The sequence below is a fragment of the Streptomyces zinciresistens K42 genome (assembly GCF_000225525.1).
Classification (GTDB): Bacteria; Actinomycetota; Actinomycetes; order Streptomycetales; family Streptomycetaceae; genus Streptomyces; species Streptomyces zinciresistens.
Genome location: NZ_AGBF01000037.1, coordinates 26,498 through 49,189 on the forward strand (window position 1 = coordinate 26,498; position 22,692 = coordinate 49,189).

The following is a 22,692-nucleotide window of genomic DNA, read 5'->3' on the forward strand; positions in this document are numbered from 1 at the left end:
GTGAGGCGGGTGCGAGACTGGCGGTATGCCAGTGCTCGACCCGAACCCCCAGAACGGCCAGAAGAAGATGCTGCTCGTCTTCGGGGCCTTCTTCGCCATCTTCGTGATCATCGGCATCATCGCGACGATCGCCTCACCCTGACCGCGGGAGGATCCCGGGAACCCCGGAAAGCCGACCCATAGACGGCTGCCCCACCCCCGATGGTGGGGCTGGCCCCCCTGTCCCCTAGGGGGTGAGTGTCAGGGTCAACTGGGTGGATCACCGGATGGGTTGAGGCCCGGCGGGTCCGTACCTTCGAAGTGTGCCCGCGAGAGGCGGCCACGGACATTCGAGGACCCACGGAGGCGTCATGTCGGCCCCTACGCAGCTCCCTCCCCGACCGGCGTCCCCGCAGGGCCGTGCCGACACCCGGCTGCCCTGGTGGGCCCTCGCGCTGCCGACGCTCGCCTTCGTCACGCTCCTGCTGCTGATACTCGACCCCGCCCAGGCGCACGCCGCGGGCACCGGGCCCGGGACCGGCCTGCTGTTCGAGCACATCCGGCAGTTGATGGCCCGCTGAGCACCGGGAACGCCCCGCGTCAACTCCCTGCGCCCCATGGCCTGTTTCATGCGAAGCTGGATCTCATGAGCGTCGCTGAACCCCGCAGGATTGTTCTCTTCCGGCATGCGAAAGCCGACTGGCCGCAGGTGACGGACCACGAGCGGCCCCTCGCCGAACGGGGCCGCATGGACGCGGCGGAAGCCGGGCGCAGGCTGGCCGACACCGCCGTCCCCTTCGATCTGGCCCTCTGCTCCACCTCGACCCGCACCCGGGAGACATGGAAGCTCGCGGTCCACGAGTTCGAGCACCGGCCGAAAACCGTGTACGAGGAGCGCATCTACGAGGCTTCGCCCGGCGAGCTGATCGCCGTCCTCAACGAGACGCCCGACGACGCGCGGAACGTCCTGCTGATCGGCCACAACCCGGGCGTCCAGGGCCTCGCCGAGATCCTCTCCGGCACTACCGAGGGCGACGCACGGCAGCGGATGAGCCGGCGCGGCTTCCCGGCCGCCGCCTTCGCGGTCCTGTCCTTCGGCGGCACCTGGAAGGCGCTGGAGCCCGGCACGGCCTCGCTCGTCGACTACTGGGCGCCCTCGGAGTGACCGGCCGCGGCAGGGCCCGGCACCGTCCGACGCCCGGTCCTGCCGCGGACACGGGACATGGTGTGCGGCCGGTCAGTCCTTGTCGTGGGTGTCGGCCGCCTCGACCTCTTCGCGGGTGACGCCCAGCAGATACAGCACCGTGTCCAGGAACGGCACGTTCACCGCCGTGTGCGCGGCCTCCCGTACCACCGGCTTCGCGTTGAACGCGACCCCCAGCCCCGCCGCGTTCAGCATGTCCAGGTCGTTGGCGCCGTCACCGATCGCCACCGTCTGCGACAGCGGCACCCCGGCCTCGGCGGCGAACCGGCGCAGCAGCCGGGCCTTGCCCGCCCGGTCCACGATCTCGCCGGTGACCCGGCCCGTCAGCGTGCCGTCCACGATCTCCAGTGTGTTCGCCTGGGCGAAGTCCAGCCCCAGCCGCTCCTTGAGATCATCGGTGACCTGGGTGAACCCACCCGAGACGACGCCCACTTGGTAGCCGAGCCGCTTCAGCGTGCGGATCAGGGTGCGGGCGCCCGGCGTCAGCCGCACCTCGCTGCGCACCTTCTCCACCACCGAGGCGTCCAGCCCCGCCAGCAGCGCCACGCGCGCGTGCAGCGACTGCTCGAAGTCCAGCTCACCGCGCATCGCGGCGGCCGTCACCTCGGCCACCTCGTCCTCGCAGCCGGCGTGGGCCGCGAAGAGTTCGATGACCTCGTCCTGGATGAGCGTGGAGTCCACGTCCATGACGACCAGGCGCTGGGCGCGGCGGTGCAGACCGGCGCCGACCACCGCGATGTCGACACCGAGTGCCGCCGCGTCGGTCACCAGCGTGGTCCGCAGCGGCTCGGTCTCGGCCCCGGACACCGCGAACTCCACCGCGGTGACGGGGTACTTGGCGAGGCGGAAGATACGGTCGATGTTCGCGCCGGAGCGGGTGATCCGGGCGGCGACGGCGGCCGTGGCCTCGGCGGTGAGCGGGTGGCCGAGGACGGTCACCAGCGAGCGCCCGAGGCCGCGCGGCCGGTTGTCGCCTAGCCCGGAGATGATCTCCGCCTGCATCTTCATCGAGTCGGCCCAGCTGTGGACCGTCGCCCGCAGGTCACCCTCCATGTCGGCCGACGGCTGCGTCACGAGCGCGCACAGCGTTATCCGGCCACGGGTGACGACCTGCTCGATGTCGACCACGTCGACCGCGTAGGAGGCCAGCGTGTCGAACAGGCCGGCCGTGATGCCCGGCCTGTCCTTCCCGAAGATCTTGACGAGAAGAGTGGGGGCGTCTGAGGTCTGCGAAGCGCTCATGGTGCTCCCACCGTATCCGGCACGCCGTGCGCATCGCCCCGGTGGTCCGTCTGGCGGACACCGTGCGGTGGAGGCGGGGGCCGGTGGCGCGAGGGTGTGTTCCGGCCGGGCTGCCGGTTCGGGGGTGCGTTCGCCGGACGGCCTTGTCGGGTACGCCGTGCGCATCGCTCCCGAGGTCCCGTCTGGCGGACAGCGGACAGCGGACAGGGGACAGGGGACAGCGGACAGCGGACAGCGGACAGCGGACAGGGGACAGGGGACAGGGGACAGGGGACAGGGGACAGGGGACAGCGGACAGCGGACAGGGACAGGAACAGGAACAGGGGACCGCGGGCGGTGGGGCCGGGCTGCCGGCGCGGGGGTGTGTTCCGGCCGGGCGCCCGGTTCGGGGCGTGCGTTCGCCGGGCATCCGTATGCGGCACGTCGCGGGCACAGCCTCCGACGTCCGTCTGGCTGACACCGTGCGGCCGAGGCCGGGCCGATGGCGCGGAGGGTACGGTCCGGCTGCGCCGCCCGACCTGGCGCGTGTCCGCTCGGCCGCGCCTGTCCGCTCGGCCGCGCCGGTCCGTGCTGCCGGGCCGGTCCGGGTGGCCTACGGACGCCGTTTCGGATTCCGGGGCGGTACGGGGGGCGGAGGCGGTGGTACGTCCCCCGACGCTCGCCCCGATCCTCGCGCCGGTCCGTCGCCGCCGCGCCGGGGAACCCCCGGGGGCGGTGCGGCCGGCCGCCGGACCGTGGGTGCGCCGTGGACGTCGCCGTCACCGCAGGGCGGGGGCTCACCGGGCGGCGGCTCACCCGTGGGCGAGCGCTCCGCCGACGGCGGACCGCTGGCCCACGCGGCGTCGCCCCCGGGTGGCCGCGCCCCACCGGACGCTCGGGCCCCTCCGGCCCGGTCCGCCCCCTGCGGTGACCCCGGGTCCGCGGACCCCGCCGAAGGCCGGGCATCCCCGCGCGGCTGCTCGGGCAGGCGCAGGTACGGGTTCGTCGCCGGGTTCGGCGGCCGGTAGGGGGCGGTGGGGGTGTACGGCCCGGAGGGGGTGTCGCCCTGCTCGGTTCCGGGGTTCCGGTCCGGTGGTCCGGGGCGGCGGCCCGGGGCGTCCGGCGTTCCCACGGAGGGGTGGCCGGGCATCGGCCCGCTGCGGTCGGGCCCGCCGGTCGGTCCGCCGAGGGGTCTGCCCGTAAGGGGTCCGTCGTGGCCTGCCCGCGACCCGGGCCCATCCCTTCCAGACCCTGCGTACCCGGCCGCCCCGCCCTGCCCCGCCCAGCCCCCGACCCCTGCCGCGCCCACGGGACCCCCGACCCCTGCCGCACCCACGGCACCCGCGGCCCCCGCCGCACCCGCGACCCCACCCCCAGAGCCCCCGCCGCCCCCGTCCCCGGCCGATGTACTCGCGCCGCCCCCGCCGTCCCGGGCACCTCCCACGCCTCGGCCGCCCCCGCCCCCCGTATTCGACGCCCCGCCGCCGCCCATCGCCCCCGGCCTGCCGCCCGGCCCCGAGGCCAGGTCTCGCGGCCCGCCGGCCAGGTCTCGCGGCCCGCCGGCCAGGGCGAGCGGGGCCGCGTGTCCTCCCGCCGCCCCGGTGGCGAGTGCCGCCGACGCGCCCACGGCCCCCGCACCCGCGCCCCAGACGGCCCCGAGGACCAGGGCCATGCCGGGGTTCCCGCGCAGTTCCACCCCGGCGCCGAACGCGTCGAAGCCGAGCACCGACAGCGAGGCGTCCACGGACAGCCCGGTCAGCAGGGCCAGCAACGGCAGCGCCAGCGCGGTGGCCGCCCCGAGCCGCAGCGCACACCGTCCGGTGAACCGCAGGACGCCGGCCGGTTCCCGTACGTCCTCGGACGTCCCCACCGGTGTCCGTACGGCCGTCAGCACACCGGCGAGCAGCATCATCAGGGCCGCCGCGACGCCGAGCAGCCACACCCGGCCGTCCGGTTCGGCCAGCCTGCCCAGCGTCACGGACCGGTCGGCGCCGCCCGCGAGGAGAGCGCCCAGCGGATCGGGGAGCAGCCCCGCCAGGACCCCGCTCGCCCGGCCGTCGAACGGAACGAGCAGACCGAGGGGGACGCCGAGCCAGACGCCGTTGGGGGCGCCGAGCAGCGCGGCGCCCGCGACGCGCCCGGGGTCGTCGTCGCCGATCGCCGCGTACCCGGCCGCCGCGAGCCCCGCCGCCACCGCCACCAGCAGCACCGCGACGAGGGCCGACACGGCGGGCCGGACGACCCGGTGCACGGCCCGCAGGCCCGTGGGCAGCGGCGAGCGGCGCGCGGCGAGCAGCGCGATCAGCAGCACACCGCAGGACCAGACCAGGCCGCCGAGCAGGGTCGGCGCGGTCTCCACCGAGAAGCCGACCGCGGCCTTCGCGTCGACGAGGCCGCCGAGCCGGTCGGGCAGCAGTCCGCCGGCGTCCCCGATCCCGGGGATCTCCAGGCCGCCCCCGCCCCCGCCGGTTCCCGGCAGGCGGTCCAGTCCCAGCGCGCTCCCGTCGAGGGTGATCACGTCGTGCCCCGCCCAGGCGAGCCCGCCCAGCGTCGCCACGAACAGCACCACCACCGCGCCCGCGCGCGCGAGGAGTTCGGCAGGCGCGATCACCGCTCCCGCGCGCCGCAGGGAGCGCAGGAAGCACCACGACAGCAGGACGGCACCGGCCAGGCCCACGCCGAGCGGGGTGATGTCGAGGGCGGTCGCCGCCTGCGCGCCCGTCAGCCCGAACGCGGACACGTCACCGGCGGGCGTGACCGAACCGCCCGCCGCCAGGGCCACCACCGCCGCCGTCATCGCGCCGAGCGAGCCCGAGGCGTCGGCCGCCAGCAGATGCAGCCCCAGGGCCGCCGTACCCGCCATCGCGATCAGCGCCCAGCTCACGGCGGCGACCGCGGACAGCAGGACGTCGCCCCAGGGAAGGCGGGCAGGGCGGCCCGTGGACCCGGCTTGCGCGGACGCGCTCATGGCAGACCCCCCGATCCGCTGCGCGGCCGCTCGCCGCGCATGTCCCCCTCGCGTGGATTACCACTCTCCGCACTGTTTTCAACCCCGTCAACGGAACCGTTCGAAGCGCGTCCGCGTGCTCCTCACAAGGCCCGACTTTCGGTCGGGGGGCGGAGCCTGAAATAGTTCCCGACGATGTTCGACATCCCTAGACTCCCTGTGACCGGGGCTATTCGGGGGACTGATCAGTGGGGCATGGAGTGCCGGAACTCGTACTGGAATTGAACGGACGGACCTGGACGCTGGACCCGTCCAGGCCCTACACCCTGGGCCGCGATCCCCAGGGTGACATCGTGCTCGACGACGCCAGGGTCTCCTGGCGGCACGCCACGATCAGCTGGAGCGGCCGCAGTTGGGTCATCGAGGACCACGGCAGCACCAACGGCACGTTCGTGCGGGGGCATCGGATCCACCACCTGGAGATCGGCCCCGGCTCGGCCGTGCACCTGGGCAACGCGACCGACGGACCGCGCGTGGAACTCTCGGGGAGCACGGCCTCCGTGGCCTCGCCGCAGGCCCAGCCGCAGCAGCAGCCGTACGCCGCGCAGGGCGCGCAGGCCGGGTGGGCCCAGCAGGCCCCCGCCCAGCAGGCCCCGGAGCAGCAGGCGCCGCAGGCCGGCTGGCAGCAGCAGCCCGCGCCCGTGCCGCAGCAGCAGGGCCCCGGTCCCGGCGCGGGGGCGCCGCCGGTCTACGGCGACCGCAGCCCCACCACGTTCCACCAGTTCTCGATCGGGCGCGTGATGCGTATCGGCCGCGCCCTGGAGAACGAGCTGGTCGTCTCCGACCTGCAGGTCTCCCGGCACCACGCCGAGTTCCACTCGACGCCCGACGGCCGGATGGAGATCCGCGACCTCGGCTCCCACAACGGCACCTACGTCAACGGCCAGCCGATCGCCAAGGGCGGCTCCCAACTGCTCGGCGCCACCGACATCGTGGGCGTCGGCCACTCCACGTTCCGCATCGTCGGCGACCGCCTGGAAGAGTTCGTCGACACCGGTGAGGTCTCCTTCTCCGCGCGCCATCTGACCGTCACGGTCGACGGCGGCAAGCAGATCCTGAAGGACGTCTCCTTCGGCGTCCCGGAGAAGTCGCTCGTCGCGGTCATCGGCCCGTCCGGCTCCGGCAAGTCGACGCTGCTCAAGGCCCTCACGGGCTACCGCCCCGCCAACCAGGGCGACGTCCTCTACGACAACCGCAACCTCTACAAGCAGTTCGCCGAGCTGCGCCAGCGCATCGGTCTGGTCCCGCAGGACGACATCCTGCACAAGGAGCTGACCGTCAAGAAGGCCCTCAAGTACGCGGCCAAGCTCCGCTTCCCCGCCGACACCACCGCGGCCGAGCGCGAGTCCCGCATCGACGAGGTGCTGCGCGAGCTGAAGCTGGACATCCACAAGGAGAAGAAGGTCACCTCCCTCTCCGGCGGCCAGCGCAAGCGCGTCTCGGTGGCCCTGGAACTGCTGACCAAGCCGTCGCTGATCTTCCTGGACGAGCCCACCTCCGGCCTCGACCCGGGCATGGACCGCGATGTCATGCAGCTGCTGCGCGGCCTCGCCGACGACGGCCGCACCGTCCTCGTCGTCACCCACTCGGTGGCCGAACTGGCCCTGTGCGACAAGCTCCTGGTGATGGCGCCGGGCGGCGCGGTCGCCTACTTCGGCCCGCCCGAGGAGGCGCTGAACTTCTTCGGCTACGACACCTGGGCCGATGTCTTCTCCGCCTTCGAGAACTACCGCGACTACGACTGGGCGGGCCGCTGGAAGGGCTCGCAGCACTACCAGATGTACGCCGCCGACATCGACGCGATAGCGCCGCAGTCCGTACAGGTGCCGCCGATGCAGGCGATGAAGCCGCCCAAGCCGCAGAGCTGGATGTCGCAGTTCGTCACGCTGGTGCGCCGCTACACCGCGGTGATCGTCTCCGACAAGGGCTTCCTGGCCCTGATGGTGATCCTGCCGGGCGTCCTCGGCGCGGTGAGCCTGCTGATCGACTCGGGCAGGGGCCTGCTGCCCAACCCGCCCAATCCGCAGACGGGCCGGATCATCCCGAACGGCACGGCCACCACCGTCCTGCTGATCCTCGCGGTCGGGGCCTGCTTCGCCGGCGCCGCCAACTCCGTGCGCGAGCTGATCAAGGAACGGGTCATCTACGAGCGCGAGCGCGCCACGGGCCTGTCGCGCTCCGCCTACCTGATGTCCAAGGTGTTCGTGCTCGGCGTCATCACCGTGCTCCAGGGCCTCATGGTCGGGGTCATCGGGCTGTCCAGCCGGGAGATCCCGAAGGAGGGCCTGGTCCTCGGCAACCTCACGCTGCTGGAGCTGTCGCTGCCGATCATGGCGCTGGGCTTCACCTCGATGATGTTCGGCCTGATCATCTCGGCGCTGGTGAAGACCGCCGAGAAGACGATGCCGCTGCTGGTGATGTTCGCGATCATCCAGGTGGTCTTCACCGGATGCCTGTTCGCCCTCAACGGCTCGATCGGGGCCAACCAGATCTCGTATCTGATGCCGTCGCGCTGGGCGGTGGGCGCCGCGGGCGCCACGCTGGACTTCAACAAGATCAGCCCGCCGGGCGAGGGCGAGAGCGCCGACCCGCTCTGGGAGAACACCGTCGGCGCCTGGACGATGGACATGGCCGCCCTGATCGTCCTGGGCGTGGTCTGCGGCATCTTCGTGGCCCGCTTCCTGCGCCGCCACGAGCCCGAGGTCATGCGCAAGTAGCCGCTCCGAGCGGCCTCACGCGGTGAGACGAAGCGCGGCACCCCGCCGGGGTGCCGCGCTTCAGCGTTCTCACTGAGACCGAGAGGTCCGCCAGAGGCTCAGTACGCGCTGTTGACGTTGTCGATGGAACCGTAACGGTCGGCCGCGTAGTTGGCGGCGGCGGTGAGGTTGGCGACCGGGTCGTACTGGCTGCGGACCGTGCCGGCGACGTGGTACGCGTCGAAGGTGGGCTTGATGACCTGCAGCAGGCCGATCGACGGGACGCCGTTGCGGGCGTTGATGTCCCAGTTGTTGATCGCGTTCGGGTTGCCCGAGGACTCCCGCATGATGTTCTTGTACAGGCCCTTGTAGGTGCCCGGGATGTCGTTCTTCTTCATGATGTCGAGGGCCTCGCGGATCCAGCCGTCGAGGTTGTTCGCGTAGGTCTTCGCGGCGACCGGCTTGATCTGGGCGCGCTCGGCGGAGCGGCTCGCGGCGGCCTTCTTGCGGGCGGCCTCGGCCTTCTTCGCGGCGGCTGCCTTCTTGGCCGCGGCGGCGGACGCGGCCTTCTTCTTCGCGGCTGCCGCGGCTGCCGCCTTCTTCTTCGCCGCGGCGTCCTGCTGCGCCTTCTTGGCCGCTATCGCCTCGGCCTTGACGTTCTCGGCGGCGAGCTGGTCGGTGACGCTGCCCTTGACGTCCTTGATCTGCTCGTTGCTGAAGGCCACCTTGCCCGCGGGGGCCTCGGCCGTGGTCGTCGTCTGGGCGTTGCCGGGGACGGCGGAGAGGGCGAGAGTGGCGGCACCGAGGGTGCCGACACCGGCGATCGCGATCTTCTGACGCTTGTTGATCTTCGGACTGAGACCGCGGTTCTTGATGTTCTTGAGCATGGCTGTGGGACCTCTTCGAATAGCGCGGAGGTCGCTCGCTGTCCGGCGGTGGACACGGGTGCTTTCTGCACAAACGCCGCGGGCTGAACCCACGGCGCTGAGCGACGAGAGCAATTCTTAGCGGCCGCAAAATCGCTAGGCAAAGGTGTGACGTACGATCCCGGGTAGTGGAGCCAGGAAGGGCAAAATAGGACAGACAGGACTGTCTGTGCCGCTCAAAAGGGACGTCCCTACCTACTACGGACTTTCGTACGTGACCTGCACCCTATGTGCGGGCTCACATCGGCACCCCGCCCGTCTCACCAGCAGTTGCTGCCGCAATGCTCTGGGTGAGGGTTGTCCGACCTCAGCAGGAGATGCACGTCGGCGCACTCGTGCCACAGGTGGAGACCGCGCGGTGCCGCCTCGTAGCCGCGGTCGACCGCCGGCCCCGCCACCGCCTCCGGCATCCGCGGATGCGAGGTCCCCGGCTCGTGCAGCCCGGTCAGCAGGCCGTCCACCCCTCCCGCACCCCCCGCCGCGGGGTGACGACGAGATCCGTCCACCCCGCCCGCTGCCTCGCCCCGGCCGCCCGCGGCCCCCTCCTGTCGGTCTACGGCCCTGTCCCGGGACCCGCAGCCCCCACCCGTAGGTCCGCGGCCCCCGCCCCGCCCACCCCGGCCGTCCGCGCCCACCACGGCCGCTCACCCCGCGCGTCTGCCGACTCCTCCAGCGGCAGCCGCAGCCCGCCCGGCCGCCGCACCGCTGTCCCCGCGGGTCCGCCCGCACGCGCGCGTGGCCTTTCGCAGCGCACCGGGGGACGGGGGACCGGGGGACGGGGGACGGGGGGACGGGGGGACGGGGGGACGGGAGACCTACGTCCCGCGACCCAGAGGGGGCCGACCGCGGTCCGATCCCGGCTGTCGGACCCCGCCGGTACCGTGAGGACATGAGTCAAGGCCCCCGGTCCGGCCTCGCCGCGGTGAGCGCCGCGCTGCTGGCCATGAGCAGGCCCCTGGAGGTGCGCGACGTCCTCAAGACGATCGTCGCCTCGGCCCGCGAGCTGCTCGGCGCGCGGTACGCCGCGCTCGGCGTCCCCGACGACCACGGCGGCTTCGCCCAGTTCGTCGTCGACGGCGTCAGCGACGAGCAGTGGAAGGCCATCGGGCCCCTGCCCCGCCAGCACGGCATCCTCGCGGCGATGCTCCGGGAGGCCGAGGTCCAGCGCCTCGCCGACGTCCGCAAGGACCCCCGCTTCGAGGGCTGGCCGTCCGCGCACCCCGACATGTCCGACTTCCTGGGCCTGCCCATCCGCGACGGCGACGAGGTCATCGGCGCCCTCTTCCTCGCCGAGAAGAACTGCCGCAAGCCCGACGGCGGCTGCGGCTTCACCGCCGACGACGAGGAACTGCTCTCCATCCTCGCCCAGCACGCCGCGATCGCCCTCACCAACGCCCGCCTCTACGAGCGCAGCCGCGAGCTGACCATCGCCGAGGAGCGCTCACGGCTCGCCCACGAACTGCACGACGCGGTCAGCCAGAAGCTGTTCTCGCTGCGTCTGACCGCCCAGGCCGCCACCGCTCTGGTCGACCGCGACCCCGCCCGCGCCAAGGGCGAGCTCCAGCAGGTCGCCGCGCTCGCCGCCGAGGCCGCCGACGAACTGCGTGCCGCGGTCGTCGAACTGCGGCCCGCGGCCCTCGACGAGGACGGCCTCGTCGCCACCCTGCGCACCCAGATCCAGGTCCTGGACCGCGCCCACTCCGCGCGCGTGACGTTCGCCGGCCGCGGGGTGAAGGCCCTGCCCGCCGCCCAGGAGGAGGCGCTGCTCCGCGTCGCCCAGGAGGCACTGCACAACGCCCTGCGGCACTCCGGGGGAGACCACGTCGACGTCACCCTGGACCGGCGCGGCACCGGCGCCGTCCTGCGGATCACGGACGACGGCGGCGGCTTCGACCCCCGAGGGGTGCGCCGGGCCGGGCGCCATCTGGGCCTGGTCTCCATGCGGGACCGCGCGAACGGCGTCGGCGGCACGCTGACCGTGGAATCGGAGCCCGGCAAGGGCACCGTGATCGAGATGGAGGTCCCTGGTGGCTGACGCAATCAAGGTGCTGCTCGTCGACGACCACCAGGTCGTCCGCCGCGGCCTGCGCACGTTCCTGGAGATCCAGGACGACATCGAGGTCGTGGGCGAGGCCGCCGACGGCGCCGAGGGCGTGGCCCGCGCGGAGGAACTGCGCCCGGACGTCGTGCTGATGGACGTCAAGATGCCGGGCATGGACGGCGTCGACGCCCTGCGCGGGCTCCGCGAGCTGGACAACCCCGCGCGCGTGCTGATCGTCACCAGCTTCACCGAGCAGCGCACGGTGATCCCGGCCCTGCGCGCGGGCGCCGCCGGTTACGTCTACAAGGACGTCGACCCCGACGCCCTGGCCGGCGCCATCCGCTCGGTGCACGCCGGGCACATCCTGCTGCAGCCCGAGGTCGCCGGCGCCCTGCTGTCCCAGGAGGAGGCCAACTCCGGTCAGGGGCGGGCGGGTTCCCTCACGGAGCGGGAGCGCGAGGTGCTCGGCCTGATCGCGGACGGCCGTTCGAACCGCGAGATCGCCAGAGCGCTGGTCCTGTCGGAGAAGACCGTCAAGACGCACGTCTCGAACATCCTGATGAAGCTCGACCTCGCGGACCGCACCCAGGCCGCCCTGTGGGCCGTACGCCACGGTGTGACCGGCTGAAACGCTCTGCGCAGGGTGTGACGGACGGCAAGGCGGAAGGTTCCGCTCCGGGCTGAGATTCATACCGTCGTGGGAATGTCCCCCCAACGGCGCACCCTTCGTGGATCTCCGCCGTTCTCCAGTGCGTGCTGCGGCGACTGCCGCGGCAATCGCAAGGAGGGCTCAGAAGTGAAGAACCTGAAGAAGGCAGCGGCCGTGACGATGGTGGCGGGTGGCCTGCTGGCCGCCGGCACCGGAATGGCCTCCGCCACCGACGGCGCGAAGGCCGCCGGCAAGGCCGTGGGCTCCCCGGGCGTCGTCTCGGGCAACCTCGTCCAGGCCCCGATCCACATCCCGGCCAACGTCTCGGGCAACAGCGTGAACGTCATCGGTGTCCTGAACCCGGCCTTCGGCAACCTGGCCTTCAACAAGTGACGCCAGGCCGAACCAGGCAGTGACCCCCGGCCTCCCGGCACTCCCGGGAGGCCGGATCGCGTCCGCCACCAGCAGCACGCCTCCTCGACGCCGAGGACGCACGCCCTACGCTCAACGCACCCCGCGCTCCCGCTCCTCCACGACCGAGTTGTACGCCGCGACCTGCGCCCGCCGCGCCACCCGCTCCACCGGCCGCAGGGCTTCCGCCCGTGCCCCCATCTCGGCGGAGCTGACCGCACCCCCGTGCCCGTTCCCGGAAGCCAGCGACACCAGCAGACCCACCCGCCGCGCCAGCTCCAGCACCCGTACCGCCCGCGGCGGATATCCCGGCGCGAGCACCTCCCGCCGCGGCTCCGCCCGCGCCCGGTAGGCGTCGATGGCCGCCTCGGCGGCCGGCCCCGACCCGGCGACGTCCAGCCGCGACAGCAACGCGGTGGCGTCCCGCAGCGCCTCCGCCAGCTCCCGCTCCGCCTCGCCCAGCGACGGCACATCCGCGGGCGGCGCCTCCCGCACGGGCAGCACCCGCCAGACGACCTCGACATGCACGTCACCGTCGGGCCCGGCCTCGTACACCTCCGGCACCAGCCCGATCGCCGCGCCGTGGCAGATCACCGCCTCCCCGGCGTCCATCGCCCGCGCGTTGAACTCCGGCGGCCCGCTCAGCCCCAGCGGATGCCCCGGCGCGGGCAGTGCGACCAGCATCCCGCGCACGCCCAGCACCCGCAGCCGCCCCAGCGCCAGGGTGAGCCCGACGGGCGCCGTCTCACCCGGCAGGTCCTCCACCCGGTGCGTCGCGTCACCCCCGACGATCTCCAGCACGGCGTCATCCGGTGCCGCAAGTCCGGCCAAAAGGGCATTTCCCCAAGCGGCGAGGCGTCCTGAGCGTGGTTCCGAGAGCATGCCACCACCCTAAGGACCGGACCGATGGAATGAAGGGCCGGACCGGTGGCGTAGATTTCGTAGAGGGCTGCGCCCACAGGCGCACGCGATCACACGAGACGCCGAGACCGGTCACAGCAAGGGGAGACAACGCGCTCATGAGCGATGTTCTGGAGCTTCAGGACGTATCCGTGGTCCGTGGGGGCCGGGCTCTGGTGGACCAGGTCTCCTGGTCGGTCAAGGAGGGCGAGCGCTGGGTCATCCTCGGCCCGAACGGCGCCGGCAAGACCACCCTCCTGAACGTCGCCTCCAGCTACCTCTACCCGAGCAAGGGCACCGCCACCATCCTCGGCGAGACCCTCGGCACCCCCGGCACCGACGTCTTCGAGCTGCGCCCCCGCATCGGCGTGGCCGGCATCGCCATGACCGAGAAGCTGCCCAAGCGCCAGAGCGTCCTGCAGACCGTGCTCACCGCCGCCTACGGCATGACCGCCACCTGGAACGAGGACTACGAGGAGATCGACCGCCAGCGGGCCCTCGCCTTCCTCGACCGCCTCGGCATGACCGAGTACGCCGACCGGACCTTCGGCACCCTCTCCGAGGGCGAGCGCAAGCGCACCCTCATCGCCCGCGCCCTGATGGCCGACCCCGAGCTCCTCCTCCTCGACGAGCCCGCCGCCGGCCTCGACCTCGGCGGCCGCGAGGACCTCGTCCGCCGCCTCGGCCGGCTCGCCCGCGACCCGATCGCCCCCTCGATGCTCATGGTCACCCACCACGTCGAGGAGATCCCCCCGGGCTTCACGCACGTGCTCATGATCCGCCAGGGCAAGGTCCTCGCGGCCGGCCCCGTGGAACTCGAACTCACCTCCCGCAACCTCTCCCTGTGCTTCGGCCTCCCGCTCGTCGTCGAGCAGGTCGGCGACCGCTGGACCGCCCAGGGCCTCCCGCTGTCCTGACCGCCGCCCGCGGACGTGGGATTCCCGGCCGGGAACACCGTTCCCCACCCCCTGCGCCCTGTCGGTGACAGGGTCCGCGGACCTACCATGACCATGTGGAAATCGACGCGTGGGTTTGGTGGTTGATCGGCGCGACAGCGCTCGGCATCGCACTCGTGGTCACCGCGATGCCCGAACTCGGCATGCTGGCGGTGGGCGCGATCGCCGCCGCCCTGGTGGCAGGCGCCTTCGGCGGCGACGCCGTCGTCCAGGTCGTCTCCTTCGTCGTCGTCTCGACCGCGCTCATCGCCGTCGTACGGCCCATCGCCAACCGGCATCGCTCCCAACGGCCCCAACACGCCACCGGGATCGACGCGTTGAAGGGCAAGCAGGCGGTCGTCCTGGAGCGCGTCGACGCCTCGGGCGGCCGGATCAAGCTCGCCGGGGAAGTCTGGTCGGCACGCGCCCTCGACCACGGCAGCACCTACGAAGCAGGCCAGGAAGTGGACGTCGTGGACATCGAGGGAGCCACGGCGATCGTGATGTGACCTCGCACGACGTATCTGGCGCGAACCCGCCGCGAGTCGGGCGACCGTCTGTCAGACTCGATCAGCAAGATCTTCAACAACCATGAGATCTGCCGAAGTTGCCGCAGCGGAGAAGGGACACGGGGAACGACGATGGAACCGGTCATCATCGTCCTGATCATTCTGGTGGTGTTGGTCTTCATCGCCCTGATCAAGACGATTCAGGTCATCCCGCAGGCGAGCGCGTCCATCGTCGAGCGATTCGGCCGCTACACGCGGACGCTGAACGCCGGCCTCAACATCGTGGTCCCGTTCATCGACACCATCCGCAACCGCATCGACCTGCGTGAACAGGTCGTGCCTTTCCCACCGCAGCCGGTGATCACCCAGGACAACCTGGTCGTGAACATCGACACCGTCATCTACTACCAGGTGACCGACGCGCGCGCCGCCACCTACGAGGTCGCCAGCTACATCCAGGCGATCGAGCAGCTCACCGTCACCACGCTGCGCAACATCATCGGCGGCATGGACCTGGAGCGGACCCTGACCTCCCGCGAGGAGATCAACGCCGCCCTGCGCGGCGTCCTCGACGAGGCCACCGGCAAGTGGGGCATCCGCGTCAACCGCGTGGAACTGAAGGCGATCGAGCCCCCGACCTCCATCCAGGACTCGATGGAGAAGCAGATGCGCGCCGACCGCGACAAGCGCGCGGCGATCCTCACCGCCGAGGGCACGCGCCAGGCCGCGATCCTCACCGCCGAGGGCGAGAAGCAGTCCCAGATCCTGCGCGCCGAGGGCGAGGCCAAGGCAGCGGCCCTGCGCGCCGAGGGCGAGGCGCAGGCGGTCCGTACGGTCTTCGAGGCCATCCACGCCGGCGACCCCGACCAGAAGCTTCTCTCCTACCAGTACCTCCAGATGCTGCCGAAGATCGCCGAGGGCGACGCCAACAAGCTCTGGATCGTCCCGAGCGAGATCGGCGACGCCCTCAAGGGCCTCTCCGGAGCGATGGGCAACCTGGGCGGCTTCGGCGGCGGTTCGGGCAACGGGGGGTCCCCGGGCATCCCCAGCCAGGCGACCGAGCGCCGAGAGAAGCCGACGATCGACTGACCCGCTCGCGCGGGACGACAACGGGGCCCGCCTTCCCCGGAAGGCGGGCCCCGGCCGTGTCAGAAGCGCGGGCAAGCGCGCAGACCCCGCGCCGCGCGGCTCAGGCCGCGTCGACGGCCAGCCAGTCCGGCAGCGCGGCGAACTCCTCGGCCCCCAGCGTCAGCAGCATCGCGTCCGCGGGCGTCGGCTCGAACGGCTTCCGCAGCAGCGGCATACCCGCCTGCTCCGGAGTCCGGTCCGCCTTGCGGTGATTGTCCTCCGCGCACGAGGCGACCGTATTCAGCCAGGTGTCCCGCCCGCCCCGCGACCGCGGCACCACGTGGTCCACCGTCGTGGCCCGCCGCCCGCAGTACGCGCACCGGTGCCTGTCCCGCACCAGAACACCCCGCCGCGACCACGGTGCTTGTCTTCGGAACGGCACCCGTACATATCTGCACAGCCTGATCACCCGGGGCGCCGGTATGTCAACGGCGGCTCCGCGCATGCGCAGTTCGGGGTGGGACTGCTCCACAACGGCCTTGTCCTGGAGCACCAGGACGACGGCTCGGTTCAACGTCACCGTCGACAGCGGCTCGAAGCTCGCGTTCAGCACCAGCGTGTCCCGCATACCAGCCCACCTCCCGTGTGCACCCGCCCACCGCCGTGGCGGGCTGGGATCAACTCTGGCCGGGCACGCCGAGATGGACAACGAAATAAAAAATGCCCGCCCCCGATCACTTCCATGACCAGAGGCGGGCAAACGTTCTATGAACGTCAGGCTTCGGCGGGAACCTCGTACTCACCGATCAGCTGCGCACGCGCGAGCGTGCGGTAGCGCAGATGGAAGCCGACGACGGCCGGACTGGCGTCCGCGTCCGGGCCCAGCTTCTCCTGGTCCACGGCGTACACCGTGAACACATACCGGTGCGGCCCGTCCCCGGGCGGCGGCGCGGCCCCGCCGAAGTCCTTCGACCCGTAGTCGTTGCGAGCCTGTACGGCCCCCGCGGGCAGCCCCTCGAACGTGCCGCTGCCCGCACCCGTCGGCAACGCGGTGACGGAGGCCGGGATGTCGAAGACCACCCAGTGCCAGAACCCGCTGCCCGTGGGAGCGTCCGGGTCGTAGCACGTCACGGCGAAGCTCCCGGTCCCGGCCGGGAAGCCCTCCCAGCTCAGCTGCGGCGAGGTGTTGCCCGCGGCCTGGACCTGAGCGTCCCCGAGGGTCCCGCCGGACTCGACGTCCTCGCTCGTGACCGTGAAGGACGGCACGGCAGGGTGGAAGTCGTGGGGCAGCGGGCGCCTCTTCAGCTCGGTCACTTCGATACCTCCTGATGGCACGGTGGAATCAGCGACTCCGAGCCTAGTGCCGCGGCGCGGCGAGAGAGCGCTCCGGGCGTCCCGACGGGGCGAACGCCACCTGCGGCGCTAGAGCCAGTTCCGCCTGCTGCCGACCTCGGACAGCCACTGGTTGAGATACGCCGCCCAGTCGGTCCCGTGGAAGTCGCCGAGGCCCACCTGGAAGGAGCGGAAGGTGTCGCTGCCCTCGCTGAACAGACCGGGCTTCTTGTCCATCTCCAGCACGACGTCCATCACGTGCTCGTCCGCGACGAAGCTCAGCTCGACCTGGTTGATGCCCCGGTACTGCTGCGGCGGGAAGAACTCGATCTCCTGGTAGAACGGCAGCTTCTGCCGGGTGCCGCGGATGTGGCCGCGCTCCATGTCCGCGCTCTTGAAACGGAAGCCCAGCTGGATGAAGGCGTCCATGATCGCCTTCTGCGCCGGGAGCGGGTGCACGTTGATCGGGTCCAGGTCGGACGAGTCGACGGCCCGCGCGATCGCCAGCTCGGTCGTCACCCCGATGTTCATACCGCGCAGCGCCTGACCGTCGATCATCGTGATCGGCGTCTCCCACGGGATCTCCAGGCCGAACGGCACCGCGTGCACGGCGCCCGGCTGGATCTCGAACGCGCCACCGAGCCGGACCTTCGTGAACTCGATGTCCTGCTTGTACTCCGAGTCCTGCGTCTCGACCTCGACCCGCGCCTGAAGGCCGACGGACAGACCCTCGACGTTCTGGCTCACGGACCCGCCCTGAATCCGCACCTCGCCCTGGACGACACCGCCCGGAACGACGTTGACCTCGGTCAGCTCCGTCTCGACCGAAGCACCGCCGGCCCCCAGGCTCGCGAGCAGCTTCTTGAACGCCATGACTCTCCTCTTCTCGGAGTGGATCCCTGATCCATGAAAACGCGATCCGGCCGCGACCGGTTCCGAGCCGGCCTGTCGCGGCCACCCGCCTCGGTTACCCTCGGACCGCATGATCGCGACCCCCGACCGTACGCCCCTGCCCCGGGCATTCTTCGACCGGCCCGTCCTGGAGGCCGCTCCCGACCTGCTCGGCCGCGTCCTGGTGCGCACCACCCCGGACGGTCCGATCGCCCTGCGCCTGACAGAGGTGGAGGCATACGACGGCACCGACGACCCGGGCTCCCACGCCTGTCGCGGCCGTACGCCCCGCAACGCGGTGATGTTCGGTCCACCCGGCCATGTCTACGTCTACTTCACCTACGGCATGTCAAGGCGGTCAGCATGAACGTTGATCTCCTCTCCCATCCCGCTGAAGAGGTCGCCCCCAAGCTGCTCGGATGCGTCCTCACCTGCAAGACCCCCGAGGGGACTGTGAGCATCGCCGTCACGGAGGCCGAGGCGTACTCGGGTACGGCTGACCCGGCCTCCCATGCCTACCGGGGCCGGACACCCCGTAACGCCGTCATGTTCGGACCCGCAGGACACCTGTACGTCTACCGGTCCCACGGTCTCCACTGGTGCGCCAACGTCGTCACCGGGACGGACGGCGTCGCCTCGGCTGTCCTCATCCGGGCAGGCAGGGTCATCGAGGGGCAAGACCTGGCGCGCGAGCGACGAGGGGAGAGGGTCGAGAGTCCACGGCTTGCCCGAGGTCCGGGCAACTTCTGCCAGGCACTCGGCATCACGGCGGAGCACAACGGCGCAGACCTCCTGACAGGTACCTCGGTCGTGTTGTCCGAGGGCGAGTCGGTACCTACCGCGCTCATCCAGGTTGGTCCTCGGGTAGGCGTGAGCAAGGCCCACGACTGGCAACACCGGTTCTACCTCGCCGGTGATCCGACGGTCTCGGCGTACCGGCTGAGCCCGAGAGCCAAACCTTCCGCCGGAGCCTGAGCCGCTGTGCGCCTTGCTCACGGCCCGCCGGTGAGTCGGCGCGCAGGGGCGTACGGGCGGACGGCCGTCCGTGGTCGATGAGGACGTGCTCACCGTGGCCCGTGCCAGGAAGGCGAGAGGCGAGAGTGTGAGCGCCGTTGCCAAGGCTCTCGGGATCTCCCGAGCCACCCTTTACCGCCACCGCGGCGAGAGCGCCTGAGACTGGCGCACGCAACCGCAGACAGGCTCTCGGCTCCACACCGGGGGCCGTTGTCATGCACGGGCGTTTGACGCCGTCTGACAGGCGCAACGATGCCTGCCCCTGTCGACCACGGGGAAGTCGACAGAGGCAGGCACAGGGGCGCGCGTCGCTCGAACCGCCCCCCTTCCGGCGCACCCGGTCGTGGCCCTCTCTGACACCGTCGGGTGAGTCGCCCCGAAATGATCAGATATTATGGGCGGTTCTACGGTGCCTCCGACCCTCTTCAGGAACTCGCGGTGCTGCGCGAGGAGGCCGGGGAGCACGAGCTCGCCGAGCGGCTGGCCCGAGAGGCGTACTCCGCTGGAGACACCTCGGCTCTGCTCGATCTGGCATTGCTGCGCGAGGCGAACGACCGAGAGGGCGCAGAGAGACTCGCCCGGGAGGCTACCGTCGGTGGGCATCCCTACGCCCTGCAGACACTGGCGCGGGCACGAGCCGGAGGCCAGCGACAGGGAAGGTGCTTACCGGTTGACGTGGGAGGCCATCCGGGCCGGAGAACCCGACGTACTGCGCGCCCTGATGGACGACCAGATTGAGAACGGAGACCGCGGCGGGGCCGAGCCGTCAGCTCTGAAAGCCGCCAACCGCGGGTATCACTGGGCGCTGACTAGGTGTTTTTCTTCCTGGCTGTGAGCGGTCACGTAATTCCCCACCTTCAGCCGGTTCCGCGTCACGGAATTCCCCACCCCTGCGGTCACGACTCCCCAGAGGGAGGGCGGTCGTGGACGTGCGCCGGAGGCGCCCGGCGTCGCCGCTGGGCGTAAGGATTGCCCCGACTGCGGCTGAGGAGAGATCTCATACCATCGTTGGTGTGGCTCGCAGGCCGTCGAGCAATGCGGCCAGGTAGCGGTGCGCGATGTCGATCCGGTCTGCGGGAGCGCCGCCGTGTACGTCTACGGCGTGGGCGATGCCGCACATGAGCGGGACCAGATCGGCTGCGGCCAGGTCGGGACGGACCGCCCCGGCCGCGCGGGCCCGGTCGAGGAGTGTGGCGCCTGTCGACCACAGGGATTCCTTGAGTTGCGTGGTGCGCGGCAGGGCGTCGACGGAAGCGGCGGCGACCGGCGCCAGGGAGGCGTCGGTGACCTGCGCCTCGACGGTGCGGGTCAGGAAGCTCTCCAGCGCCCGCCAGGCGTCGGTGTCGGCCAGCGCCTGCCTGCCGTGGGCGGTCAGGGCCTCCAGGCGGGGGGTGGCGACGGCCTCCAGGAGCGCCTCGGGCGTGGCGAAGTGGCGGTAGACGGTGCCTACTCCGAGTCCGGTGCAGCGGGCGACGTCGTTGAGCTGCAAGGGCGTGCCCTGGTCGACCAGCTCGCGGGCGACGGCCACGATCCGGTCCCAGTTGCGGGCCGCGTCCTTGCGCAGTGGTGTCGTCCTCATGGGGACATGCTAATCGGATGGCTCATCCGGATGGCCCTGCCGTGCCATGCCGGGCCGGGCCTGGCGGGTCACGGCGCCACGAGGGGCGCGTGCTGCCGGCTGAGTCGGCGCACGGCATCGGCGATGCGGCGGTCGGCCGCCGCCCGGTGCGGGGAGACCGGCTGCGCCTGAGCGCCGATGACGATGCCGGTCCGGCCCGCCAGGGACTCGTCGGTGGCGGCGGTGATGGAGGACTTTGCGGCCTCGGATGCCGGGCCCGCGGTGGAGCGTTCGAACGTGCGGTGCAGCAGCGGCCACAGCAGCCGCAGGGCCGGTGAGACGATCTTCGGGTCGGTCATGGTGCCGTTGGTCAGGTCGGTCGCGGCGCCTCCGGGGTCGGCGGCGAAGACCGAGACGCCCGTGCCGTCGAGCCGGGCCGCCAAGTCGAGCGTGTAGGCGAGGTTGGCGAGCTTGGCGCGGCCGTACCAGTGGAAGGCGTAGTAGCCGCCGGGCGGCTCGACGGCGTCGAACTCCCGCTTGGCGAAACCGACCGCAGCCGAGGTCACGTTCACGATCCTGCTCGGCGCACCGGCCGTGAGCGTGGGCAGCAGCAGTTCCGTCAGCAGGTACGGCGAAAGGTGGTTGAGGACGAACGACGCCTCCACGCCGTCCAGTTCCTGTCGATCCGCGAACATCGCCCCGACGTTGTTCACCAGCACGGTCAGCGGTTCGCCGGAGGCGGCGTGGTCGTCGGCTATCCGGTCGGCGAGCGCGCGCACGCCCTCGAGCGAACCGAGGTCGGCGGGCAGGAACCGGCCAGGGCGAGCCGGGTTCACCGCATTGATCCGCTCGACCGCCCGGGCGCCCCGCTCGGCATTACGCCCGACCACGGTGACCGAGAATCCGGTGGCGGCCAGTCCCAGAGCCGTCTCCAAGCCGATGCCGGCGGTCCCGGCCGTGACCATAGCTGTCTTACCCATGCGTTCCTCCGGCCCAGCGATTCGGATAGATCATCCGCTTAATGGCAACGTAGCACAACCGGATGACTAATCCGCTTGTGGTGGCAGATGGGGCCGCGCCACTCGCGACGAAGCCCCCGCAAGCACCAGACCCGGAACCCGCAAGGAGCGCGGGTGCGGCGCTGCCGCAGCGGCGGTCGTCTCGCGGGGCGGCGTCCCCAACGGCCACCTGGGGAATTGCGTGACGCTTGCCGGGACGCCGCCTGGTGGCGGCGAGATCGTTGCGGGCTTTGGAGCAGACCTGCATGACGACGGTCCGCACGTAGTCGACTTCAGAAGGGCCTCCCCGACTCTCTACGGCGCCGGTGTCCGAGCACCTGACGCTCTACTCGCATCTCGGTCTCGTTGCGAGCCACCACAGCGCCGATGCGAGCAGCGAGCCGGCCGGACGGGGTGGACAGGTCGAGCACTCCCTGAGCCTGTGCGGCGGCCGGCGTGACGCCGGTCGCCTCGGCCAGGTCCACCAGGTCCTCAAGATCCCAGGGGGTGCGGTACATGCGGTCGTAGTGGCGAGACACGATGGCGTCTGGACAGGCAGTGCGAGCGATCATCTACGCCAGGCTCAGCCCCACCCCGAGGGGCGAGGAGTCCAAAGGCGGGAACCTGGCACAACAGGTCGAGTTGAGTCAGACGCTGTGCGACCGGAACGGCTGGTCAGTGGTAGCCGTGATCGTCGAGAAGGACACGTCGGCTTCGACCAAGCGGGGAGCCAAGCGAAGCGACGAGTGGGAGCGCGTCAAGGCTCTGGTGGAGGACGGCAAGGCGGCGCCGAACTCGCCCGTGCCCGACGGCTCACGGCCCGCCATGACAAGGAACTGGCCAAAGGCCCGGCCCGGCTAGCGACCGGCCTGAACGTGGACCGCGCGCTGGACGGATCGGACGCGTGCTCCGCCGAAGAGAGCCCGCTCACGGTCTTCGCCGGCACGCCCGTCCCCTCCGACCAGGTACGGAACGGTCCGCGCACCGGAGTCGCCGGCGAGGGCGGCGACGGCGACGCGCACCCCTGGCGCTACTGGGTCGCCGACGACGCGACGGTGAGCCCCCTATCGGGCGCACGTCCCCAGACTCCGCCGAAGTTGACGTGCCGTGGCGATGCGCGTAACGTGGCCCGAGCCGCTGAAGCGGGTACTGCGAAGTCAGCAGCCGTAGCGGCCAACCCACTACCTACGACAACCCCTCAGCGGGGTCGTTTCCGGCGTGCCCGCATGCCCGAATTCGAATCCGCGAAGGCCGATTATGAATCGGGCGGGGGAATCGGCTAACGTAGTGAATGTCGAAAGGCCGACGGGCGAAAGCCCAGGCCCAAGGCAATCCCGCCGACAGGGAATCGGA

The 22,692-nt window shown here is 71.5% G+C and carries 23 protein-coding genes and 3 pseudogenes; 15 read left to right on the forward strand and 11 right to left on the reverse strand.

What is annotated here, in order from left to right; all coding sequences use genetic code 11:
- Positions 1-25: 25 nt before the first annotated feature.
- The 3 genes from SZN_RS43175 (at position 26) to SZN_RS14230 (ending at position 1,144) form a co-directional block, all read left to right on the forward strand.
- Positions 26-142 carry an SGM_5486 family transporter-associated protein gene (locus SZN_RS43175; RefSeq protein ID WP_086021381.1) on the forward strand — a complete coding sequence of 39 codons (117 nt, stop codon included), beginning with the start codon at positions 26-28 and terminating at the stop codon, positions 140-142.
- A gap of 208 nt (positions 143-350) precedes the next feature.
- A complete protein-coding gene (locus SZN_RS14225) occupies positions 351-560 on the forward strand; it encodes a hypothetical protein (RefSeq protein WP_007495502.1) in 210 nt (69 codons plus the stop codon).
- Between the two features lie 65 nt (positions 561-625).
- Positions 626-1,144: a SixA phosphatase family protein gene (locus SZN_RS14230; RefSeq protein ID WP_043730585.1), complete on the forward strand. Its 519-nt coding sequence runs from the start codon at positions 626-628 to the stop codon at positions 1,142-1,144.
- 72 nt (positions 1,145-1,216) lie between these two features.
- Here the strand turns inward: SZN_RS14230 and serB are convergent, their stop codons facing one another.
- A complete protein-coding gene (gene serB, locus SZN_RS14235; protein ID WP_007495508.1) occupies positions 1,217-2,425 on the reverse strand; it encodes a phosphoserine phosphatase SerB in 1,209 nt (402 codons plus the stop codon).
- A 592-nt stretch (positions 2,426-3,017) separates the two neighbouring features.
- Complete coding sequence (locus SZN_RS38585) at positions 3,018-5,372, reverse strand: streptophobe family protein (protein ID WP_007495510.1); 2,355 nt, start codon at positions 5,370-5,372, stop codon at positions 3,018-3,020.
- Between the two features lie 239 nt (positions 5,373-5,611).
- Here SZN_RS38585 and SZN_RS14245 point away from each other — a divergent pair, with 239 nt between their 5' ends.
- A complete protein-coding gene (locus SZN_RS14245; RefSeq protein WP_007495512.1) occupies positions 5,612-8,128 on the forward strand; it encodes an ABC transporter ATP-binding protein/permease in 2,517 nt (838 codons plus the stop codon).
- A 98-nt stretch (positions 8,129-8,226) separates the two neighbouring features.
- Here SZN_RS14245 and SZN_RS14250 read toward each other — a convergent pair whose 3' ends face one another.
- Together SZN_RS14250 and SZN_RS42540 are read right to left on the reverse strand one after the other, a co-directional pair.
- Positions 8,227-8,994 (reverse strand): transglycosylase SLT domain-containing protein, encoded by a 768-nt coding sequence (locus tag SZN_RS14250; RefSeq protein ID WP_007495513.1) that lies wholly within the window; start codon positions 8,992-8,994, stop codon positions 8,227-8,229.
- 299 nt (positions 8,995-9,293) lie between these two features.
- Positions 9,294-9,769, reverse strand: a pseudogene (locus SZN_RS42540) (S-adenosylmethionine:tRNA ribosyltransferase-isomerase); the annotation flags it as partial.
- Positions 9,770-9,922: 153 nt separating this feature from the next.
- On the opposite strand from SZN_RS42540, the gene SZN_RS14260 reads away from it, so the two are divergent.
- The 3 genes from SZN_RS14260 (at position 9,923) to chpE (ending at position 12,116) form a co-directional block, all read left to right on the forward strand.
- Positions 9,923-11,068, forward strand: coding sequence for a GAF domain-containing sensor histidine kinase (locus SZN_RS14260; protein ID WP_007495515.1), 1,146 nt, complete (start codon positions 9,923-9,925; stop codon positions 11,066-11,068).
- Positions 11,061-11,702: a response regulator gene (locus SZN_RS14265; protein WP_007495516.1), complete on the forward strand. Its 642-nt coding sequence runs from the start codon at positions 11,061-11,063 to the stop codon at positions 11,700-11,702. The genes SZN_RS14260 and SZN_RS14265 overlap by 8 nt, the downstream gene beginning before the upstream one ends.
- Before the next feature lie 168 nt (positions 11,703-11,870).
- The gene (chpE, locus tag SZN_RS14270) at positions 11,871-12,116 is read left to right on the forward strand and encodes a chaplin ChpE (RefSeq protein ID WP_007495517.1); all 246 of its coding nucleotides are present in this window, start codon (positions 11,871-11,873) and stop codon (positions 12,114-12,116) included.
- A 111-nt stretch (positions 12,117-12,227) separates the two neighbouring features.
- Here the strand turns inward: chpE and SZN_RS14275 are convergent, their stop codons facing one another.
- Positions 12,228-13,016, reverse strand: a complete 789-nt coding sequence (locus tag SZN_RS14275; RefSeq protein WP_078508593.1) for a hypothetical protein — start codon at positions 13,014-13,016, stop codon at positions 12,228-12,230.
- Between the two features lie 137 nt (positions 13,017-13,153).
- Here SZN_RS14275 and SZN_RS14280 point away from each other — a divergent pair, with 137 nt between their 5' ends.
- The 3 genes from SZN_RS14280 to SZN_RS14290 all read left to right on the forward strand — a co-directional run bounded on the left by SZN_RS14280 (position 13,154) and on the right by SZN_RS14290 (position 15,567).
- Positions 13,154-13,951, forward strand: a complete 798-nt coding sequence (locus SZN_RS14280) for an ABC transporter ATP-binding protein (RefSeq protein WP_007495519.1) — start codon at positions 13,154-13,156, stop codon at positions 13,949-13,951.
- A gap of 95 nt (positions 13,952-14,046) precedes the next feature.
- Positions 14,047-14,478 carry an NfeD family protein gene (locus SZN_RS14285; RefSeq protein ID WP_208865800.1) on the forward strand — a complete coding sequence of 144 codons (432 nt, stop codon included), beginning with the start codon at positions 14,047-14,049 and terminating at the stop codon, positions 14,476-14,478.
- A gap of 132 nt (positions 14,479-14,610) precedes the next feature.
- Positions 14,611-15,567, forward strand: a complete 957-nt coding sequence (locus SZN_RS14290) for an SPFH domain-containing protein (RefSeq protein WP_007495521.1) — start codon at positions 14,611-14,613, stop codon at positions 15,565-15,567.
- Positions 15,568-15,667: 100 nt separating this feature from the next.
- Here the strand turns inward: SZN_RS14290 and SZN_RS14295 are convergent, their stop codons facing one another.
- From SZN_RS14295 to SZN_RS14305, 3 genes are all read right to left on the reverse strand, one after another.
- A complete protein-coding gene (locus SZN_RS14295; protein WP_007495522.1) occupies positions 15,668-16,174 on the reverse strand; it encodes an HNH endonuclease in 507 nt (168 codons plus the stop codon).
- Positions 16,175-16,320: 146 nt separating this feature from the next.
- A complete protein-coding gene (locus tag SZN_RS14300) occupies positions 16,321-16,860 on the reverse strand; it encodes a YbhB/YbcL family Raf kinase inhibitor-like protein (protein ID WP_007495524.1) in 540 nt (179 codons plus the stop codon).
- Positions 16,861-16,968: 108 nt separating this feature from the next.
- Positions 16,969-17,751: a sporulation protein gene (locus tag SZN_RS14305; protein ID WP_007495526.1), complete on the reverse strand. Its 783-nt coding sequence runs from the start codon at positions 17,749-17,751 to the stop codon at positions 16,969-16,971.
- A 109-nt stretch (positions 17,752-17,860) separates the two neighbouring features.
- Between SZN_RS14305 and SZN_RS14310 the strand changes: the two are divergent.
- From SZN_RS14310 to SZN_RS38590, 3 genes and pseudogenes are all read left to right on the forward strand, one after another.
- A pseudogene (locus SZN_RS14310) lies at positions 17,861-18,118 on the forward strand (DNA-3-methyladenine glycosylase); the annotation flags it as partial.
- A gap of 14 nt (positions 18,119-18,132) precedes the next feature.
- Entirely contained in the window at positions 18,133-18,744 is a 612-nt protein-coding gene (locus SZN_RS14315) for a DNA-3-methyladenine glycosylase (protein ID WP_007495530.1), read from the forward strand.
- 70 nt (positions 18,745-18,814) lie between these two features.
- On the forward strand, positions 18,815-18,943 hold the full coding sequence (locus tag SZN_RS38590; RefSeq protein WP_279627020.1) for a helix-turn-helix domain-containing protein: 129 nt from the start codon (positions 18,815-18,817) through the stop codon (positions 18,941-18,943).
- Between the two features lie 837 nt (positions 18,944-19,780).
- Here the strand turns inward: SZN_RS38590 and SZN_RS14320 are convergent.
- The 3 genes from SZN_RS14320 to SZN_RS14330 all read right to left on the reverse strand — a co-directional run bounded on the left by SZN_RS14320 (position 19,781) and on the right by SZN_RS14330 (position 21,878).
- Entirely contained in the window at positions 19,781-20,362 is a 582-nt protein-coding gene (locus SZN_RS14320) for a TetR/AcrR family transcriptional regulator (protein WP_007495538.1), read from the reverse strand.
- 68 nt (positions 20,363-20,430) lie between these two features.
- On the reverse strand, positions 20,431-21,321 hold the full coding sequence (locus SZN_RS14325) for an SDR family NAD(P)-dependent oxidoreductase (protein ID WP_106432653.1): 891 nt from the start codon (positions 21,319-21,321) through the stop codon (positions 20,431-20,433).
- A 311-nt stretch (positions 21,322-21,632) separates the two neighbouring features.
- Positions 21,633-21,878 (reverse strand): recombinase family protein, encoded by a 246-nt coding sequence (locus SZN_RS14330; RefSeq protein ID WP_244313356.1) that lies wholly within the window; start codon positions 21,876-21,878, stop codon positions 21,633-21,635.
- Between the two features lies 1 nt (position 21,879).
- Here SZN_RS14330 and SZN_RS14335 point away from each other — a divergent pair, with 1 nt between their 5' ends.
- Together SZN_RS14335 and SZN_RS38595 are read left to right on the forward strand one after the other, a co-directional pair.
- The gene (locus tag SZN_RS14335; RefSeq protein ID WP_244313357.1) at positions 21,880-22,200 is read left to right on the forward strand and encodes a recombinase family protein; all 321 of its coding nucleotides are present in this window, start codon (positions 21,880-21,882) and stop codon (positions 22,198-22,200) included.
- A pseudogene (locus SZN_RS38595) lies at positions 22,125-22,440 on the forward strand (DNA-3-methyladenine glycosylase); the annotation flags it as partial. The gene SZN_RS14335 and the pseudogene SZN_RS38595, both read left to right, overlap by 76 nt.
- Positions 22,441-22,692 lie beyond the last annotated feature (252 nt).

Bases quoted from the DNA above. Each gene is read 5' to 3' on its own strand.
- SZN_RS14305 (WP_007495526.1), bottom strand. From the start codon at position 17,751: ATGGCGTTCAAGAAGCTGCTCGCGAGCCTGGGGGCCGGCGGTGCTTCG.
- SZN_RS14260 (WP_007495515.1), top strand. From the start codon at position 9,923: ATGAGTCAAGGCCCCCGGTCCGGCCTCGCCGCGGTGAGCGCCGCGCTG.
- SZN_RS14295 (WP_007495522.1), bottom strand. From the start codon at position 16,174: ATGCGGGACACGCTGGTGCTGAACGCGAGCTTCGAGCCGCTGTCGACG.
- SZN_RS14290 (WP_007495521.1), top strand. From the start codon at position 14,611: ATGGAACCGGTCATCATCGTCCTGATCATTCTGGTGGTGTTGGTCTTC.
- SZN_RS14335 (WP_244313357.1), top strand. From the start codon at position 21,880: ATGGCGTCTGGACAGGCAGTGCGAGCGATCATCTACGCCAGGCTCAGC.
- SZN_RS43175 (WP_086021381.1), top strand. From the start codon at position 26: ATGCCAGTGCTCGACCCGAACCCCCAGAACGGCCAGAAGAAGATGCTG.
- SZN_RS38585 (WP_007495510.1), bottom strand. From the start codon at position 5,372: ATGAGCGCGTCCGCGCAAGCCGGGTCCACGGGCCGCCCTGCCCGCCTT.
- SZN_RS14275 (WP_078508593.1), bottom strand. From the start codon at position 13,016: ATGCTCTCGGAACCACGCTCAGGACGCCTCGCCGCTTGGGGAAATGCC.
- SZN_RS14230 (WP_043730585.1), top strand. From the start codon at position 626: ATGAGCGTCGCTGAACCCCGCAGGATTGTTCTCTTCCGGCATGCGAAA.
- SZN_RS14315 (WP_007495530.1), top strand. From the start codon at position 18,133: ATGAACGTTGATCTCCTCTCCCATCCCGCTGAAGAGGTCGCCCCCAAG.
- SZN_RS14325 (WP_106432653.1), bottom strand. From the start codon at position 21,321: ATGGGTAAGACAGCTATGGTCACGGCCGGGACCGCCGGCATCGGCTTG.
- serB (WP_007495508.1), bottom strand. From the start codon at position 2,425: ATGAGCGCTTCGCAGACCTCAGACGCCCCCACTCTTCTCGTCAAGATC.
- SZN_RS14250 (WP_007495513.1), bottom strand. From the start codon at position 8,994: ATGCTCAAGAACATCAAGAACCGCGGTCTCAGTCCGAAGATCAACAAG.
- SZN_RS14320 (WP_007495538.1), bottom strand. From the start codon at position 20,362: ATGAGGACGACACCACTGCGCAAGGACGCGGCCCGCAACTGGGACCGG.
- SZN_RS14280 (WP_007495519.1), top strand. From the start codon at position 13,154: ATGAGCGATGTTCTGGAGCTTCAGGACGTATCCGTGGTCCGTGGGGGC.
- SZN_RS14225 (WP_007495502.1), top strand. From the start codon at position 351: ATGTCGGCCCCTACGCAGCTCCCTCCCCGACCGGCGTCCCCGCAGGGC.